This is a genomic window from Halomonas saccharevitans, assembly GCF_032333995.1.
Classification (GTDB): domain Bacteria; phylum Pseudomonadota; class Gammaproteobacteria; order Pseudomonadales; family Halomonadaceae; genus Halomonas; species Halomonas saccharevitans.
Genome location: NZ_JAVXUR010000001.1, coordinates 433,633 through 451,194, shown reverse-complemented (window position 1 = coordinate 451,194; position 17,562 = coordinate 433,633). Strand labels below are relative to the sequence as shown.

Annotated in this window: 16 protein-coding genes; 6 read left to right on the top strand and 10 right to left on the bottom strand. The window is 67.7% G+C overall.

Translation table 11 applies throughout. The annotated features are described in order from the left end of the window. Positions 1-34: 34 nt before the first annotated feature. The 3 genes from RSO68_RS02105 to RSO68_RS02095 form a co-directional block, all read right to left on the bottom strand. Entirely contained in the window at positions 35-1,330 is a 1,296-nt protein-coding gene (locus RSO68_RS02105) for a TRAP transporter large permease (RefSeq protein WP_089851794.1), read from the bottom strand. Between the two features lie 16 nt (positions 1,331-1,346). After that, on the bottom strand, positions 1,347-1,898 hold the full coding sequence (locus tag RSO68_RS02100; protein WP_315585256.1) for a TRAP transporter small permease: 552 nt from the start codon (positions 1,896-1,898) through the stop codon (positions 1,347-1,349). A 231-nt stretch (positions 1,899-2,129) separates the two neighbouring features. Further along, the gene (locus RSO68_RS02095) at positions 2,130-3,131 is read right to left on the bottom strand and encodes a TRAP transporter substrate-binding protein (RefSeq protein WP_315585255.1); all 1,002 of its coding nucleotides are present in this window, start codon (positions 3,129-3,131) and stop codon (positions 2,130-2,132) included. A gap of 220 nt (positions 3,132-3,351) precedes the next feature. On the opposite strand from RSO68_RS02095, the gene RSO68_RS02090 reads away from it, so the two are divergent. From RSO68_RS02090 to RSO68_RS02080, 3 genes are read left to right on the top strand one after another with little or no spacing between them, the layout of a single operon-like run. Next, complete coding sequence (locus RSO68_RS02090; protein ID WP_089851800.1) at positions 3,352-4,107, top strand: 5-oxoprolinase subunit PxpA; 756 nt, start codon at positions 3,352-3,354, stop codon at positions 4,105-4,107. Positions 4,108-4,163: 56 nt separating this feature from the next. Continuing rightward, complete coding sequence (gene pxpB / locus RSO68_RS02085) at positions 4,164-4,832, top strand: 5-oxoprolinase subunit PxpB (protein WP_390882382.1); 669 nt, start codon at positions 4,164-4,166, stop codon at positions 4,830-4,832. Beyond that, a complete protein-coding gene (locus RSO68_RS02080; protein ID WP_315585253.1) occupies positions 4,829-5,773 on the top strand; it encodes a 5-oxoprolinase subunit C family protein in 945 nt (314 codons plus the stop codon). Before pxpB ends, RSO68_RS02080 begins: the two co-directional genes overlap by 4 nt. Positions 5,774-5,834: 61 nt before the next feature. Here RSO68_RS02080 and RSO68_RS02075 read toward each other — a convergent pair whose 3' ends face one another. The 3 genes from RSO68_RS02075 to RSO68_RS02065 all read right to left on the bottom strand — a co-directional run bounded on the left by RSO68_RS02075 (position 5,835) and on the right by RSO68_RS02065 (position 8,733). Beyond that, positions 5,835-6,044 carry a hypothetical protein gene (locus RSO68_RS02075; RefSeq protein ID WP_315585252.1) on the bottom strand — a complete coding sequence of 70 codons (210 nt, stop codon included), beginning with the start codon at positions 6,042-6,044 and terminating at the stop codon, positions 5,835-5,837. A gap of 116 nt (positions 6,045-6,160) precedes the next feature. Next, entirely contained in the window at positions 6,161-6,847 is a 687-nt protein-coding gene (gene csiR, locus RSO68_RS02070; protein ID WP_315585251.1) for a DNA-binding transcriptional regulator CsiR, read from the bottom strand. 164 nt (positions 6,848-7,011) lie between these two features. After that, positions 7,012-8,733, bottom strand: coding sequence for a SulP family inorganic anion transporter (locus tag RSO68_RS02065; protein WP_315585250.1), 1,722 nt, complete (start codon positions 8,731-8,733; stop codon positions 7,012-7,014). 160 nt (positions 8,734-8,893) lie between these two features. Here RSO68_RS02065 and RSO68_RS02060 point away from each other — a divergent pair, with 160 nt between their 5' ends. Beyond that, positions 8,894-10,168, top strand: coding sequence for an O-acetylhomoserine aminocarboxypropyltransferase/cysteine synthase family protein (locus tag RSO68_RS02060; RefSeq protein WP_315585249.1), 1,275 nt, complete (start codon positions 8,894-8,896; stop codon positions 10,166-10,168). 42 nt (positions 10,169-10,210) lie between these two features. Here RSO68_RS02060 and rarD read toward each other — a convergent pair whose 3' ends face one another. Next, on the bottom strand, positions 10,211-11,152 hold the full coding sequence (gene rarD / locus RSO68_RS02055) for an EamA family transporter RarD (RefSeq protein WP_315585248.1): 942 nt from the start codon (positions 11,150-11,152) through the stop codon (positions 10,211-10,213). A 131-nt stretch (positions 11,153-11,283) separates the two neighbouring features. Here rarD and RSO68_RS02050 point away from each other — a divergent pair, with 131 nt between their 5' ends. Both RSO68_RS02050 and RSO68_RS02045 read left to right on the top strand, forming a co-directional pair. After that, the gene (locus RSO68_RS02050) at positions 11,284-12,099 is read left to right on the top strand and encodes an amidohydrolase (RefSeq protein WP_315585247.1); all 816 of its coding nucleotides are present in this window, start codon (positions 11,284-11,286) and stop codon (positions 12,097-12,099) included. Then, on the top strand, positions 12,099-12,797 hold the full coding sequence (locus tag RSO68_RS02045; protein ID WP_315585246.1) for a pseudouridine synthase: 699 nt from the start codon (positions 12,099-12,101) through the stop codon (positions 12,795-12,797). The genes RSO68_RS02050 and RSO68_RS02045 overlap by 1 nt, the downstream gene beginning before the upstream one ends. Before the next feature lie 103 nt (positions 12,798-12,900). Here the strand turns inward: RSO68_RS02045 and RSO68_RS02040 are convergent, their stop codons facing one another. The 3 genes from RSO68_RS02040 to RSO68_RS02030 all read right to left on the bottom strand — a co-directional run bounded on the left by RSO68_RS02040 (position 12,901) and on the right by RSO68_RS02030 (position 17,560). Continuing rightward, a complete protein-coding gene (locus RSO68_RS02040; RefSeq protein WP_315585245.1) occupies positions 12,901-14,637 on the bottom strand; it encodes a sensor domain-containing diguanylate cyclase in 1,737 nt (578 codons plus the stop codon). A 243-nt stretch (positions 14,638-14,880) separates the two neighbouring features. Then, positions 14,881-16,467, bottom strand: coding sequence for an ABC transporter ATP-binding protein (locus RSO68_RS02035; protein ID WP_315585244.1), 1,587 nt, complete (start codon positions 16,465-16,467; stop codon positions 14,881-14,883). Between the two features lie 4 nt (positions 16,468-16,471). After that, a complete protein-coding gene (locus RSO68_RS02030; RefSeq protein ID WP_315585243.1) occupies positions 16,472-17,560 on the bottom strand; it encodes an ABC transporter permease in 1,089 nt (362 codons plus the stop codon). Positions 17,561-17,562: the final 2 nt, after the last annotated feature.

The following is a 17,562-nucleotide window of genomic DNA, read 5'->3' as shown; positions in this document are numbered from 1 at the left end:
GCTGCTCCTTGTCGATGAGTCCAAGCGTTTGAGGTCAGTTGCCCATGGCCTGGGGCAGCCAGGTCACGATGCCGGGGAAGACGCTGATCAGCACCACGCCGAGCATCATCAGGAAGAAGAACGGCATGGCGGCCCACGCGATCGACAGGATGTTGCGCCCCGTCATGCCCTGCAGCACGAAGAGGTTGAAGCCCACCGGCGGGGTGATCTGCGACATCTCCACCACGACCACCAGGTAGATGCCGAACCAGATCAGGTCGATGCCGGCGGCCTCGACCATCGGCAGCATGATGGACGTGGTCAGCACCACCACCGAGATACCGTCGAGGAAACAGCCCAGCAGGATGAAGAACAGCGTCAGGGCCGCCAGCAGCATGACGGGCGAGAGCCCCAGGGTGCCGATCCAGGCGGCGAGCTCGCGGGGCAGGCCGGTGAAGCCCATGGCCGCGGTGAGAAAGGCGGCGCCGGCGAGGATGAAAGCGATCATCGTCGAGGTGCGCACCGCGCCGAGCAGGGCATCGCGGAACACCGCTCCGTCCATGCTGCCCTGGACACGGGCCAGCAGCAGCGAGAGCACCACCCCCACGGCCGCCGCCTCGGTGGGTGAGGCGAGCCCCGCGTAGATCGAGCCGATGACCCCGACGATCAGTGCCAGCAAAGGGATCAGTCGGCGCGCCCGGCGCAGCTTCTCGCCCAGCGGTAGGCCGGTCTCGGCGGGGGGGACCTTGTCCGGGAAGCGCCAGGACCAGAGCATCAGGTAGCCGGCGAACAGCGAGATCAGCAGCAGGCCCGGAAAGATGCCGGCCATGAACAGCCGCGCGATCGACTGGTCGGTGGCAACGCCATAGACGATCAGGATGATCGACGGCGGAATCAACAGCCCCAGGGTCGCCGAGCCCGCCAGGGTGCCGATCACCAGCTGCTCGTCATAGCCGCGGCGGGTGAGCTCGGGAATAGTCATCTTGCCCATGGTGGCGCAGGTGGCCGCCGAGGAGCCGGATACGGCGGCGAACAGCCCGCACCCCACCACGTTGGTGTGCAGCAGGCGGCCCGGGATGCGCTGCATCCAGGGGGAGAGGCCGGTGAACATGTCGTCGGCGAGCCGCGAGCGGAACAGGATCTCGCCCATCCAGATGAACATCGGCAGGGCCGTGAGCTCCCAACTGTAGCTTTCGCCCCAGACGTTGGAGGCGAGCACGTCGCCGGTGGGCACCGAGGTGAACTGCGAGAGACCGAGCCACCCCAGCCCCAGCAGCGAGAAGGCCACCCAGACGCCGCTGCCGAGTAGCAGCATCAGGGTGACGAAGAGGACCGTCATCATCACGAGCATGGTGTGTCTCCGGGGCTTATTCTTGGCCGCTGTCGTCGATGGTAAAGGTGGCGGGCCGGGTCACGGCGATCACCAAGGTCGCCCACCAGGCCTCGGCGAGCGCCAGGCAGAACAGCACCACGCCGGCGAGCATCGCCGACTGGGGAATCCACAGCGGGATGCGCAGCAGGCCGTAGGAGGTCTCGTTGAAGGCGATGCTGTCGGCCAGCAGCCAGTAGAGATACCAGCCGAGGTAGAGGCCGAGGATCAGCGCGATGCTCAGGCATAAGACCTCGACGAAGGCGCGTGGGGCCGGCGAGAGGCGCCCGACCAGCAGCGTCACGCGGATATGGCCGCCGTGCACGAAGGTGTAGGCGAGCCCGAGGAAGCTGGCGCCGACCAGCAGGAAGCCGGAGATCTCGGCGAGGCCGGGAATCGCCAGGCCGATGCGATCGCCGCCGAGCGCGGTGGCGATACGGTCGACGATGCGGCCGAGGATCTGGGCGGTGATCAGCGTACAGATCAGGCACAGGCACAGGGCGGCCAGGTAGCCGCCTAGCTGATAGAGGGGTCTGAGGCGATAGGTCATGGCTGGGTCCAGAGACAGCTGCCGGGGCGTGAGACCCCGGCAGGGAGGGGTAGGGCTATCGCAGATAGCTTCCGTCGCTCGGGGCTGATCTGGGGGCAAGCCTTTGAGGAGGCGCTGTGAACCCTTCCTTGGGCGCTACCGACGCCATCCCTGGCGTAGGACCTCCTCGTCGGCTCGCCCCCAGCGCCCCTCGGCTTTCGTAACTGCAATAGCCCTGCAGGGAGGGCGGAATCAGTCGCGAGCGGCCTCGTAGGCCTCGAGGATGGCGGCGCCCTGATCACCGGCGCGGCCGGCCCATTCCTCGGTCATGGTCGCGCCGACCTCCTCGAGCAGAGTGGCGAGTTCCGGGGTCGGCTCGCTGACCTCGATGCCGTTCTCCTTGAGCACCGCGAGGGCGTCGTCGGTCTCCTGGCGGCTCATCTCCCAGCCGCGGGTCTCGGCCGCGTCGGCCGCCTCGAGCACGGCCTGGCGGGTGGCCTCGTCGAGACGCGAGAAGGCCTTCTCGCTGACGATCACCATGTTCTTCGGCAGCCACAGCTGGGCATGGTTGAAGTGGCTCAGGTAGTCCCAGGCCTTGGTATCGGCGCCGGTGGCCGGCGAGGTGATCATGGCGCCGACGCGCCCGGTGCTGAAGGCGGTGGGAATGTCCGGTACCTCGACCTGGGTCGGCACGGCGCCGACCAGCTGGGCGAAGCGCTCGCTGGCGGTGTTGTAGGCGCGCATGCTCAGGTTCTTGAGGTCGTCGGGCCCCTCCACCGACTGCTGGGTGTAGATGCCCTGGGGCGGCCAGGGCACGGCGAACAGCAGGCGCAGCCGTTGCTCGGCGAGCTCCTCGGCGATGACCTCCCGGGAGGCCTCCCAGAGGGTCTCGGCATCCTCGTAGCTCGACGCCAGGTAGGGCACGGAGTCGACCTCGAAGATCGGATTCTCGTTGGCCAGGCGCGACATGATCAGCTCGCCGATGGGCACGATGCCGCGCCGCACCGAGTTCTTGATCTCGGCATGGCCGATCAGCGAACCGTTGGAGTGCACGGTGATGTCCAGCTCGCCATCGGTGGCCTCGCGTACGTCATCGGCGAACTCGCGGATGTTGACGGTATGGAAGGTCATGTCGCCATACGGCGTGGGCATGTTCCACTCGGTCGCCGCCTGGGCGGTGCCGCCCAGGGTGGCTAGGCTGAGACCAATGGCGGCGGCCGAGGTCAGAGACAGGAGAGGGAAGCGGGCAGTCATGGGCGGTACCTCGTTTCGGATGCTTGTGATTGTTGCGGGACGGCGGGCGGCGTCGCAGGACGCCGCGGGCGAATCGTCTCGAACCAGTCTAGCGGGTGTTTGGACGGCAGATTAGGGAGGCGAGGGAGGTCGAGTCAACGATATGTAGACTAAAGAACGATGTGTTATCGATAAAACGTTGATAAATTCTCGATGAATTCAGGTTTCTAGGAGATGGAGCATGAAACGCCTGCTGCTCAATGCCGATATGGGCGAGAGCTTCGGTCCCTGGGTCATGGGACTGGACCACGAGGTCATGCCCCACGTGGACCTGGCCAACGTCGCCTGCGGTTTCCATGCCTCCGACCCCGACGTGATCCGCATGACCGTGCGGCTCGCCAAGCGTCACGGCGTCACCGTCGGCGCCCACCCGGCCTATCCGGACATGGTCGGCTTCGGCCGGCGTTCGATGGCCTGCTCGGCCGAGGAGATCGAGAACCTGGTGCTCTACCAGGTCGGCGCCCTGGCCGGGGTCTGTCGGGCCGAGGGCCTGGAGGTCGGCTACGTGAAGCCCCACGGCGCGCTCTACAACGACATGATGCGCGATCCCGACATCCTCGAGGCAGTGATGCGCGCGCTCACGGCCTTCGATGCCCGTCTGCCGCTGATGGCGATGGCCACCCGTGATCCTTCCGCAGCGCGCGAGCTGGCCGAGCGCCACGGCGTGACCCTGTGGTTCGAGGCTTTCGCCGATCGCGCCTACGATGGCGAGGGGCGGCTGGTCTCACGGCGCGAGCTCGGCGCGGTGCATCACGACCCCGAGGTGATCGTCGATCAGGCACGGCGCATCGCCGGTGGCGAGCCGCTGACGGCAAGTGACGGCAGCCGCCTGGTGCTGGCCGCCGACACCCTCTGCGTGCACGGCGACAACGCCGAGTCGATCGCCGCCATCCAGGCGATCCGCGAGGCCCTCGATAGCCCGGCGAGCGCCTCGTGAGCGGTACGTTTCCGAAGGGGCTGCCGCGCCTCGAGCCCGCCGGGCTCGATGGCTGGATGGTGCGCCTGTTCGATGCCATCGACGAGGCCAACATGCCCTGGCTCACCGCCCTGGTGAGAGACTGCGAGGCGGCCTTCGGTGATCGGCTGGTCGACCTGGTGCCGTCCTACACCACCCTGCTGGTGATCTTCGACCCGCTGCGGCTCTCGCCGGCCGAGGCCCGGCAGCGGCTGAGTGAGCTGCTGGCGCGGCTCACCCCGGACGAAGAGGCGTCGGATGCCCCGGTGAAGGAACTGCCGGTCTGGTACGACGCCTCGGTGGGGCCGGAGCTTGGACGACTGGCCGAACTCGCGGGCATGAGTCGCGACGAGGTCATCGCCTGCCACAGCGAGCGCGATTACCGGGTCTTCGCCCTGGGCTTCGCCCCTGGCTTCGCCTTCATGGGCAGCGTCGATGCTCGACTTGAGGCGCCGCGCCTGGACACTCCCCGGCGCCGGGTGCCGGCGGGCAGCGTGGCCGTGGCCGGCCGCCAGACTTCGGCCTACCCCGCGGTCACCCCGGGGGGCTGGAACCTGATCGGGCGCACCCCGGCGGTGCTCTTCGATCGCGACCGCGAGGGCTTCAGCCTGCTGCAGGTGGGTGATCGGGTGCGCTTCGTACCCATCGAGCGAGCCGAGTTCGAACGCCTGGGCGGCGATCCCCAACCGATGGAGGAGTCGCGATGACCGATGCCGTCGACGGCCTGCTCGTCAAGCGCGCGGGTCCCCTGGCGCTGCTCCAGGATGCCGGACGCTGCGGCGTGCGTCGGCTGGGCGTGACCCAGGGCGGACCGGTGGACCTGCACGGCTGGGCCTGGGCCAACCATCTCGTGGGCAACGCCTGGGGTACGCCGGCCCTGGAGGTGACCTTCGGCGGCCTGGAGCTCGTCGCCGAACGCGACCTGGCGGTGGCCGTCGCGGGAGCGGATCTGGGCGCGACGCTCGATGGCGAGCCGCTTCCCGGCTGGCGGTCGCTCGCGATCAAGGCCGGCCAGCGACTCGCCTTCGATACGCCGGTCAACGGCCTGAGGGCCTACCTGGCGGTCGCCGGGGGCTTCTCGGCGCCGCCGGTGCTCGGCAGCGTGTCCTGCGTGGTGCGCGAGGGGCTCGGCGGCCACGATGGCCAGGGCCAGCGGCTGGTCGAGGGTGACCGGCTGCGGGTCACGCCGTGTCGCGCCGGTAGCGGTCGCGAGAGGGCTGGAGAAGCTCCTCCCCAGGAAGCGATCGACTATCGGCAGCCGGCCGTGCTGTCGCTGTTGCCGGGGGCTCAGGTGGGGGAGTTCAGCGGGGAGAGTCTCTATCGGGCCTTCAATATGCCCTGGCGGGTCGATGATCGCGCCGATCGCATGGGCGTTCGCCTCGCCGGCCCGCCACTTCATTGCCGGGTGACCAGCATGATCTCCGAGGGTATTGGCCTGGGTGCCGTGCAGGTTCCACCCGACGGTCAGCCCATCGCCCTGCTCAACGATCGTCAGACCATCGGCGGCTATCCCCGGCTCGGGGCCCTCACGCCGCTGGCCTGTTCACGGCTGGCCCAGTGCCTGCCGGGACAGGAGGTGCGGCTGAAGGCGGTGCCTTCCGAGCGCGCGCTCGACGAATACCGCCGCTTTCGCCGCACCTTCGCCTGAACGAGGCGCCGTCTCGGGCGCCTCTTCGCACGTCTCGCCAGGCACCTCTTTAGGCCCTCATTTACGCGCCCAGGCCGCTCTCGCGCAGCAGCTGGTCGATGCTGCGCTCGACGCGGGGGGCGCCGCCCTCTAGCAGCAGCTGGGTCTCCAGATCGCTCAGGCCATCCTGCACCAGGCGCTCGATCAGCTCGGCCTTGGTGATGCCGGTATGCTGGCAGGCCTGCTCGAGGCGGGTCTCGACGTCACGGGAAAAACGCAGCAGATGTGGCATGGGGCTAGTTCCTTGCAATGGGTCTGAGTCGAGTGTCGCGATAGTGCATGACACCATCATGACGTCTTGGTCGGGCGAGGGAAATGCCTCGCTGATGCCAGGATCTCATCGAGGCCTCAGGCCAGTCCCTGACGCTGCATGGCCTCGGTGATGATCGGTACCGGCGTCATCAGGTGGTCGCGCATCATCTGGGCGGCGCGTGCGACGTCGCGGGAGAGGATGGCCTCGACCAGGGCCTCATGCTCGTCGCGCTTGCGTGCCAGGGCCTCGCCGGAGAAGACGGTCTCGCGCAGCCACAGGTGGCGATAGCGTTCCACCTGGTCGAAGAGGCCCTCGCGGACCTTGAGCAGGTGGGGCGAGTCGCAGCCGGCGACGATGGCGGTATGAAAGGCCTTGTGACGAGTATCCCACACCTCGAGCAGCTCCTCGGGGCTGTTGACCTCGGTCACCTTGGCCAGGGTATGGGCCTTGGCCAGGATCTCGGCCTCCCAGTCATCGCCGCCACGCTGGATGGCCAGCTCCAGCAGCAGCCCCTCGAGCTGGGCCCGGGCATCGTAGAGATCTTTGAGCTCCGACAGCGACATGGGCGCGACCCGGTAGCCCCGCTGGCTGATCGCCACCACCAGATGCTCGGCCACCAGCTGCGAGAGGGCCTCGCGCAGGGGGCCGATGCCCAGGCCATAGCGTTCCTTGAGCCCGCTCATCCGCAATTTCTCGCCGGGGGTGAAGACGCCGCGGATGATGTCGTGCTTGAGCCAGTGATAGGCACTGACGCCGAGGTTCTGTTTCGAGGTGGTGTCCATGGCCCGCTGTCGTCCTGAGTGTCTCGGCCATCATACCCAATGATCGCCACTATGGTGAATCATGCGCCCTGATGCCAAAACATGGACGCTTACGGGAATGGTGGATATTTCGAGCCGCGCCAGGCGCGGGGCCGCCGCCGAGCGAGCGGCGCCCGCACCCGCCGTCAGTCGGCGGCCTCGCGGGGCTGGCGAAGCTCCTGCCAGGCCGCGTAGGTGCTGAGAAATACGCGTCCGGTCAGGTCGTCGAGGAAGTCGCTGTGCTTGAGCCGGTCCATCACCGGCCCCTTGACCTCGGCAAGGTGCAGAGTGACCGAGGAGTCCTGGAGCCGGGCGTTGATCGCCTCGAGGCTCTCCAGGGCCGAGGCGTCGATCAGGTTGACCGCCGAGCAGATCAGCACCACGTGATCGAGCTCGGGACGGCTCGCCACCAGGGCGTAGAGGGTGTCCTCGAGGTAGCGGGCGTTGGCGAAGTAGAGGCTCTCGTCGACGCGCAGCATGGCCAGGTGGCTGACGGTCTCGGTCTGGTGGCGATGCACGCTGCGAAAGTGCTCGGTGCCCTCGATGCGCCCCACCAGCACGCTGTGCGGGCGGCTGGTGCGGTAGAGGAAGAGCCCGATGGAAAGCAGTACCCCCGAGATGATGCCGGCCTCAACGCCCTCCACCAGGGTCAGCACGATGGTCACCGCCATGGCCGAGAAGTCGCTGCGCGAGTAGCGCCAGGTCTGGCGCATCATCGGGATGTCCACCAGTGTCAGGATGGAAACGGTGATGGTGGCGGCCAGCGTGGCGATGGGCAGGTGATGCAGTAGCGGGGTCAGGGCCAGCGTGACCGCCGCGATACCAAGCGCCGCGAAGAAACCCGCCATGGGCGTGCGCGCCCCGGACTCGAAGTTGATCACGGTGCGCGAGAGCCCCCCGGTGACCGGCATGCCGCCGGTGAAGGCGGCCGCGACATTGGCGCCACCCAGGCCCACCAGCTCCTGGTTGGGCGAGATCCGCTCGCGACGCTTGGCGGCGAGCATCTGCGCCATGGAGATCGACTCAACGAAGCCGACCACGCTGATCAGCAGCGCCGGGACCAGCAGCGTTCGCCACAGCGACGGCTCCAGCGGCGGCAGGGTCAGCGGCGGGAGCCCTCCGGGCACGGCACCAACCACCGCCACGCCCCGCTCGGCGAGTCCCAGCTGCCAGCTGAGCAGCGTGGTCACGATCACCGCGATCACCGGACCCGTGCGAGTCAGCAGCGCGGCGAGCCCCGCCGGGAGGCCCATCGAGAGCAATAGACGCTTGCCGAACTGTCGGAGGCCCACCAGGAAGGCGAGGCAGCCGAGGCCCATCAGCAGGGTCGGCCCGTGGGTCTGGCCGAGGTGGCCGGCGAGACTCGCCACCAGGTCCAGGGCGGTAAAGCCGCTGGCCTCGATGCCGAGCAGGTGGGCCGCCTGGCTGGCGGCGATCAGCACCGCCGAGGCGGAAAGAAAGCCGGCGATCACCGGGTGGCTCAGGAAGTTGGCGAAGAAGCCCAGGCGCAGCAGCCCCATGGCGGTGAGCATCAGCCCGGAAAGCAGTGACAGCACCAGGGCCGCCTGGAGATACTCGGGCGTGCCCGGCGCGGCGACGCCTGAGAGCGCCGCACCGGTCATCAGGGCGATGATCGCCACTGGTCCCACGGCCAGGGTGCGGCTGGTGCCGAGCAACGTATAGGCGAGCAGGGGCAGGATGCTGGCATACAGGCCGACCACCGCCGGTAGCCCCGCCAGCAGCGCATAGGCCAGCGACTGGGGAATCACCATGATGCTGACGATCACGCCGGCCAGCAGGTCGGCGCCGGCCAGGCGGCGGGTGTAGTGGGGCAGCCAGGTGAGGATCGGGAGGTAGCGCTTGAGCATCCTGTCACGCCGTGTCGGTGGCTTTGGCAGCGGGCGATGGCCCACGGGCATGCCGACCAGACTAAACGATATTGGTCTCGAGGTTCAGGCTTGGTTAGCATCGGGTGAATCAGCGATACGCAGTGACACCACCATCGATGAAAACGCCCAAGGACACCCCATGAAGCCCGAGACCCTCGCCCTGCACCACGGCTATGCCCCCGACGACCAGCACGCCGTGGCCGTGCCGATCCACCAGACCACCTCGTTCTCCTTCGACAGCGCGCAGCACGCCGCGGACCTGTTCGACCTCAAGGTCGAGGGCAACATCTACTCGCGGATCATGAACCCCACCTGCGCGGTGCTCGAGCAGCGCCTGGCGGCCCTGGAGGGCGGCATCGCGGGCCTGGCCATGGCCTCGGGCATGGCGGCCATCACCGCCTCGATCCAGACCATCGCCGAGGCCGGCGACAACATCGTCTCGATCAGCGAGCTCTACGGCGGCACCTACAACCTCTTCGCGCATACCCTGCCGCGCCAGGGCATCGAGGTGCGCTTCGCCGACAAGGACGACATCGAGGGCCTGGAGGCGCTGATCGATGCGCGCACCAAGGCGGTCTTCTGCGAGAGCGTCGGCAACCCCTCGGGCAGCGTGGTGGACATGGCGGCACTCGCCGAGGCGGCGCATCGCCACGGGGTGCCGGTGATCGTCGACAACACCGTGGCGACGCCCTTCCTGTGGCGTCCCATCGAGCACGGCGCCGACATCGTCATCCACTCCGCCACCAAGTACATCGGCGGTCACGGCACGACCGTGGGCGGGGTGATCATCGATTCCGGCAAGTTTCCCTGGGCCGAGAATGCCGACCGCTTCCCGCTGCTCAACGAGCCAGACGTCTCCTACCATGGGGTCTGCTACACCCGCGACCTCGGCGAGGCGGCCTTCATCGGCCGGGCGCGAGTGGTGCCGCTGCGCAACATGGGCGCGGCGCTCTCCGCCCAGGCCGCTTGGCAGCTGCTGCAGGGCCTCGAGACCCTGTCGCTGCGCATCGAGCGCATCTGCGACAACGCCCTGAAGGTGGCCGAGTACCTCGAAGGCCATGACGCAGTGACCTGGGTGCAGTTCGCCGGGCTTCCGAGCCATAAGGACCATGCCCTGGCACGCCGCTACATGGACGGTCACGCCTCGGGCATCCTCAGTTTCGGCATCAACGGCGGCCTCGAGGCCGGTGCGCGCTTCTACGATGCCCTGGGCATGATCCTGCGTCTGGTCAACATTGGCGATGCCAAGACCTGCTCGTCGATCCCCGCGGCCACCACCCACCGCCAGCTCAACGAGCAGGAGCTGAAGGCGGCCGGGGTCACCCCGGACATGGTGCGCCTCTCCATCGGCATCGAACATGTCGACGACATCATCGCGGACCTGGATCAGGCCCTGGCCGCCAGCCAGGCCTGAGGGTGCGGTGAATCCACACCCGTAACGGGTGTGGCAGCAGTCTCAGGCGCGACTCGCCGCCTGGGGAGTGGCGCGTCGCCGGTGGGCGTGCCAGGCCGACCAGGAGTAGAGGGCCAGGCCGATCCAGATCAGCACGAAGGTCGCCAGCTGCGCGGCCGGCAGCGGTTCATGGAAGACCCACAGGGCGATGAGGAACTGGATGGTCGGGTTGATGTACATCAGAAACCCCAGCGTGGCCAGGCGCAGGCGACGCGCGGCGCCGGCAAAGGCCAGCAGGGGCAGGGCGGTGATTACCCCGCTGGCGATCAGCAGCAGGGTGGTGCGGCCCTCCTCGAGGAAATGGGAGAGCTCGGCCTGGGTGAGCCAGCCCAGCGTCATCAGCGCCAGGGGCAGCAGCAGCAGGGTCTCGACGAACAGCCCCGAGAGGCCGTCGAGCCTCACCTGCTTGCGCAGCAGGCCGTAGGTGCCAAAGGAGAAGGCCAGCGCCAGGCTGATCCAGGGCAACTCGCCCAGCATCATGAGCTGGAGCGCGATCGCCAGCACCGCTAGCGCCACCGCGACGCCCTGCAGGCGCGCCATGCGCTCGCGCAGCACCAGCATGCCCAGCGCCACGTTGACCAGCGGCGTCATGAAATACCCAAGGCTCGCCTGCAGCACGTGGTGCGTCTCCACCGAGTAGATGTAGAGCCCCCAGTTCAGCGCGATCAGCAGGGCGCAGCCCAGCACGCGACCCAGTCGCCTCGGTTCGGCCAGGGCCTGGCGCACCGGCGACCAGCGGCCGAGCAGGGTGATCAGGCCGGCCAGGAAGGCGCAGGACCAGATCACTCGGTGGATCAGCACCTCGAAGGCCGGCACGCCCTGGAAGAGGGCAAAGAACAGCGGAAAGCACCCCCACATCATGTAGGCGGCCAGGCCGAAGGCCACGCCCTGGCCGGTGTCCCGGGAGTAAGCAGCAGCTGTGGCAGAAGCGGGGGAGCGCGTCATGGGGATCTCGTGTCGCAAAAACCCTTGAGGTTAGCAGGCTATCGGCGGCGTCGCCATGCGTGAGGCGGCTGACGCGACGCCGGTGCTGCGGTAGTCTGGGCACCAGATACAGCCCCGGACGGAGTCCCCCGATGAGCGAGTTGCGAACCACCCTGGTGCAGTGCGACCTGCGCTGGGAAGATCCCGATGCCAACTGTCGAATGCTCGAGGAGACGCTGGGCGATCTCGGCGCCGACGACACCGACCTGATCGTGCTGCCGGAGATGTTCGCCACCGGCTTTACCATGAACTCCCGCGAGATGGCCGAGCCCATGGACGAGAGCCGCACCGTGGCCTGGCTGCAGGCTCAGGCGGCTCGTCGCGGCTGCGTGGTCACCGGCAGCGTGGCCGTGGTGGAAAACGGCGATTACTTCAATCGCCTGATCTGGGCGCGCCCGGACGGCAGCCTGGTGCACTACGACAAGCGCCACCTGTTCCGCATGGCCGGTGAGCACGAGCGCTACGCCATGGGCCACGAGCGGGTAATCGTCGAGCTCAAGGGCTTTCGCATCCTGCTCAGCGTCTGCTACGACCTGCGTTTCCCGGTCTGGCTGCGCCAGCGCCCAGGGGCCGACGAGCACTTCGAATACGACGCCCTGCTCTGCGTGGCCAACTGGCCGGCACCGCGTCGCCATCCGTGGCGGGTGCTGCTGCAGGCGCGCGCCATTGAGAACCTGTGTCCGGTGATCGGCGTCAACCGCGTCGGCGAGGATGCCAAGGGACTCGCCTACGCCGGCGACTCCATGCTGATCGATGCCAAGGGCGAGGCGATTCTCGACGAGCCTCGCGACCGTCCCTTCCTGAAAACCGGCACCCTGTCCCTTGAGGAGCTGCAGGCGTTTCGCGAGAAGTTTCCGGCCTGGCGCGATGCCGACCACTTCGGCCTCGCCGACGGGGTGGGTTTCTGATGCGTCTGGACCGTTTTCTCTGCGAGACCACCGACCTGACCCGCAGCCTGGCCAAGAAGGCGCTACACCGCGAGGAGGTGCAGGTGGATGGTGAGGTGATCAAGAATCCCGCCACCCAGGTCGACGCGAGCCGTCGTGTCACCTGGAACGGCGAGCCGCTGGCACTGGTCGGCCTGCGCTACGTGATGCTCAACAAGCCCGCGGGCGTAGAGTGCAGCGCCCGCCGGGGCCTCTATCCGCTGGTGCGCGAACTGGTCGACCTGCCCCACGTGGAGCGGCTGCAGACGGTCGGCCGACTCGACGTCGATACCACCGGCCTGGTGCTGCTCACCGACGACGGCCAGTGGTCCCACCGGGTGACCTCGCCGAAGCGGCGCTGCGGCAAGGTTTATCGGGTCACCCTCGCCGAGCCGTTGGAGGGCGAGGCCCTGGACGCCGCCGTGAGACAGTTCGCCGAGGGGCTGTGGCTTGAGGGCGAGGAGAAGCCGACCCGCCCCGCGGAGCTCTCAATGCGCGAACCGCGAGTGGCCGAGCTGACCCTCTTCGAGGGCAAGTACCATCAGGTCAAGCGCATGTTCGCGGCCATCGGCCATCATGTGGCGGCCCTGCATCGCGAATCGATTGGCCCGCTGGCGCTCGGTGAGCTGGCGCCCGGCGAGTGGCGAGAGCTCAGCGATGAGGAGCGAGCCCAGTTCTGAGGGTCGTTCTTCCATCTTGAGCCCTGCGCTCATAGCCTTCTATAGGCCGCCCTGAATTCCGCTCCGACCGGTGGGATGTTCAGCGCCTGAGCGTCGATCGCGCTCAGGCGTAGGTCTCGACCCGGGCGCGCCCGCGGTGCTTGGCCGAATAGAGCGCCTTGTCGGCGAGTCCGATCAGCGTCAGCGGCTCGCAGGCATGCTCGGGATAGGAGGCGATGCCGCAGGAGATCGTCAGGGGATCGAGTACTCGGCCGCGATAGCGAAAGCGCGTTCGGTCGAGGATCTCCATCAGCTCGGCGAGACGCGCCTCGACCATGGGCGCGGTCGCGCCCGGCATCACGACGACGAACTCCTCACCCCCCATGCGGCAGACCTCATCGCTGTCACGGAAATGGTGCGTCAGCAGCCGACCCAGGCCGATCAGTACCGTATCCCCCGCCTCATGGCCTTCTAGGTCATTGAATCGCTTGAAGTGGTCGATATCGATCATCGCCAGGCTCAAGGGGGTCCCGTTGCGACGCGCCAGGGCGGCCTCGTGCTGGAGCAACTCATCGAAGTAGCGACGGTTGTGAACGCCGGTCAGGGCATCCTCGTAGGAAAATGCCTTTAGCTTCATGACCATCTCCTCGAGGGCCTGAGTGCGCTCGGCGACCTGCTGCTCCAGAGAGTGGTTGAGACGCTGCAGCTCACGCTGTGTCTGGCGATAGTGCCATAGCGAGATCAGCACGATGGCCAGTGCGAAGCACAGCGCGCCGCCGTTTACCGGGACCTGGCGCCAGCCGAGCAGCCCGTGGGCCACGGCCATGTCGACCAGCAGCACCAGGGCGAAGAGCCCATAGCTCAGCACGATCAGCCGCTGCTCCCCGTTGAGCATGCCGAGGTGCATGACGATGGTCGTGAACATCACGATGAGGCTCACCATCAGTAGCACATCGAAGAGGGGAAAGGTGATGGAGAGGTCGATGACGCCGGAGATCGCGAGCCCGATGGCTCCCGCCACGTAGCCGAGGTGCAGCTGCCAGATGCGGCGCAGCAGCCGCGGGCGCTGCTCGGCGAACCAGTGTTCCAGCATCAGTCCCATGGCCACCGGCAGGGTGAAGTAGCCCGCGGCGGCCAGGTAGTCCCATAGCAGCGGCATATCGAGCAGCAGCTGGCTGGCCTGGGTTTCGGCGAGCAGCATGATGCTGGACGCCAGGGCGAACAGCCCGATGCCGATGAAGCTGCGTCGGTTGGCCTGGACCAGGGCGAAGACGAAGGCGAGCAGGGCGAGCAGCATCAGGAAGGCGCTGACCACCAGATCGACGGCCGAGCGCTCGAGGATATCGGCCAGCAGCTCGGGACGTTCCATCAGCTTGACCTCTCCCCACAGGCCGATGGCGGTGTAATCGGAGAAAACGCGAAAATAGAGCGTCTTGCCGGCGAATTCCTCGGGCAGGGAGATCATGTGCCAGGGCCAGCCCTCGAAGCGCCCCGCGCCACGGGCATCGAAGTGGCCGTGCTGATAGATCAACTCATCACCGAGCCAGGCCTGGGTGATGAGATCGACGCTGTCGATGTAGAGCACCGGATCACGCCACTCGCCCTCGGGCAGGGTAAGGCGAAACCAGGCGTTCTGGCGGCCGTCGCGATCGGGCGGATTGGCGGGATAGGCGATGGTGTGCCAGGCGTCCTCGCTTTTGGGCTCCTCCACCCATGCGGGTGTGCCTTCAGCGAGGAAGGGGGAGTCACCCCAGCGGTATTCCCAGCCTTCGTCGAGATCCAGTGCCATCGCGTTGGTGCTGGAAACGAGCAGCGCGGCCAGCAGCAGGGGGGCGAGCAGCGAGGGAAGGAGGCGTCGCATGGCATCTCATCGGCATGATGCAAGACACACAGTGTAACTCGGCGTAATCAGTGCATCCTCGCCGCCTGTCAACGCCCCGACGACGCAGCGGGTCCTCGATTTCCTCGATTCTGTCCGGGATGACGGCAAGGCGTCCACCGCTTTTTTTTATACCGTTATCTATTTTCTCACCCCAAATAGCCAGTGACTCCCGAAGTCAGGCTCTCACGCATCTGCACGGGAGGGGGCAGGACGTTTGCCGGCTCAGTCGACCGCGGCGAGGCCGGCGGCCGCCACCAGGGCCCGGGTGTAGTCGCTGGTGGGCTGCTCGAGCACCTGTCGGCAGTCGCCCTGTTCCATCACCTCGCCATCCTTGAGCACCAGGATGCGGTGCGCCATGGCACGCACCACGGCGAGGTCGTGGCTGATAAACAGATAGCTCAGCCGGCGCCGGGCCTGCAGGTCGCGCAGCAGCTCGACGAGCTGCTTCTGCACGCTGCGATCCAGCGCCGAGGTGGGCTCGTCGAGCACCACCAGGCGCGGCTCGAGGATGATGGCGCGGGCCACGGCGATGCGCTGGCGCTGGCCGCCGGAGAACTCGTGGGGATAGCGGGAGGCGCACGCCTCGGGCAGGCCGACCTCGCGCAGGGTATCGCGCACCCGACGCTCGACCTCGGCCAGGGAGAGCTCCGGGTGGTGGAAGCGCAGCCCCTCGCTGACGATATCGAAGACCGGCAGGCGCGGGGAGAGCGAGCCGTAGGGATCCTGGAAGACCACCTGCAGGCTGCGGCGCTGGCGGCGCAGGTCGTTGCCGCTCAGCTGATCGAGGCGTGCCCCGTCGAAGTCGATCTCGCCGCGCCCCTGGCCCAGGCGCAGCAGCGCCAGGGCCAGGGTGGTCTTGCCCGAGCCGGATTCACCGACGATGCCCAGGGTCTCGCCGGGTGCCACCGAGAGATCCAGCGGCTTGACGGCCTCGAAGGGCGGCGGACGACGCGAAAACAGCCGCTTCGGGCGCTGGAAACTGACCCCGACGCCGCGAGCCTCGAGCAGTGGCGTCCGGCTTCCGATGGGCACCGGCCGCCCGCTCGGCTCGGCATCTAGCAGCAGGCGGGTATGGGGGCTCTGGGGCCGGGCGAAGACCTCGTCCACCGCGCCGGTCTCCTGCATATGGCCATGGTGCATCACGCAGACTCGGTCGGCGTGGCGGCGCACCAGGTTGAGGTCGTGGGTGATGAAGAGCATGCCCATGCCGTGGTGGTCGCGCAGTTCGGCCAGCAGGGCGAGGATCTCCTGCTGGACGGTGACGTCCAGCGCCGTGGTCGGCTCGTCGGCGATCAGCAGTTCCGGCTCGTTGGCGATGGCCATGGCGATCATCACCCGCTGGCGCTGGCCGCCCGAGATCTGGTGCGGCCAGGCGTCCAGCAGCTCCTCGGCCCGCGGTAGCTTGACCTGCTCCAGAAGCTCCCGCGTGCGGCGTCGGGCCGCCTTTCCGGTGAGGCCATGAGGCAGGCGAAGCGTCTCGCCGATCTGCTTGCCGATGGGGTGCAGCGGGTTCAGCGAGGTCATGGGCTCCTGGAAGATGAAGCCCACCCGGCTGCCGCGAAGCCCCCGCCAGCCTCGGCCCGAAAGAGTGGCGAGGTCGGTGTCGCCCAGGCGGCGACCGCCCTCTATCCGCGCGTTGGAGGGCAGCAGGCCCATGGCGCCGAGCGCCGAGACCGATTTCCCGGAGCCGGACTCACCCACCAGGGCCAGGGTCTCGCCGCGCTGCACCGTGAGCGTCAGCCGGTCGACCACGGTCACGTCGTCGAAGGCGATGGTCAGGTCGTCGAGTCGCAGCAGGGGCTCAGGCATCGCATTAGGTCCTCGGGGTGGCGGCATGCTGGATATGGCGGGGGTCGAAGGCGTCACGCAGTCCCTCGCCGATAAATACCAGTAGCGAGAGCATCACCGACAGGGTGACGAAGGCGGTGATGCCGAGCCAGGGCGCCTGCAGGTTGTTCTTGCCCTGGGCGACCAGCTCGCCCAACGACGGCGAGCCCGGCGGCAGGCCGAAGCCCAGGAAGTCCAGCGCGGTGAGGGTGGTGATGGCGCCGGTGAACAGGAAGGGGATGAAGGTCAGGGTCGCGACCATGGCGTTGGGCAGCACGTGGCGCCACATGATCAGGTGCGAGGGCAGGCCCATGGCCCGGGCGGCACGCACGTACTCCAGGTTGCGCGCGCGCAGGAACTCGGCGCGCACCACGTCGACCAGCCCCAGCCAGGAGAACAGCAGCATGATGCCGAGCAGCCACCAGAGGTTGGGCTCCACGAGGCTCGCCAGGATGATCAGCAGGAAGAGCATTGGCAGTCCCGACCAGATCTCGGTGAAGCGCTGGCCGATCAGGTCGACCTTGCCGCCGAAGTAGCCCTGGATGCCGCCGGCCAGCACCCCGAGCACCAGCGAGCCCGCCGTGAGCACCAGCGCGAAGATCACCGAGAGGCGGAAGCCATAGATCACTCGGGCTAGGACGTCGCGGCCCTGGTCGTCGGTGCCGAGCCAGTGGCGGGCAGTGGGTGGCGAGGGAGCGGGGTGGTCCAGCGCCCGGTCCAGGGTCTGGTAGGAGAAGGGGATCGGCGGCCAGAGCATCCAGCCGTTGGCGTCGATCTCGTCCCGGGTGAAGGGATCGCGATAGTCGGCGGGGCTCGGCAGGAAGCCGCCGAACTCGGTATCGGGATAGTCCACCAGTACCGGCGCGTACCACTGGCCCTGGTACTGCATGACGATCGGCCGATCGTTGGCGATCAGCTCGGCGGCAAGGCTCAATACGAACAGCGCCGCGAAGATCCACAGCGAGAGCCGCGCGCGGCGGTTGTCGCGAAACACCGCCAGGCGGCGCTGAGTGATGGGCGAGAAGCGAGACGGCCGGCGCGCCGCGATGCCGGTTTCGGTGCTGGGGGCGTTCATGA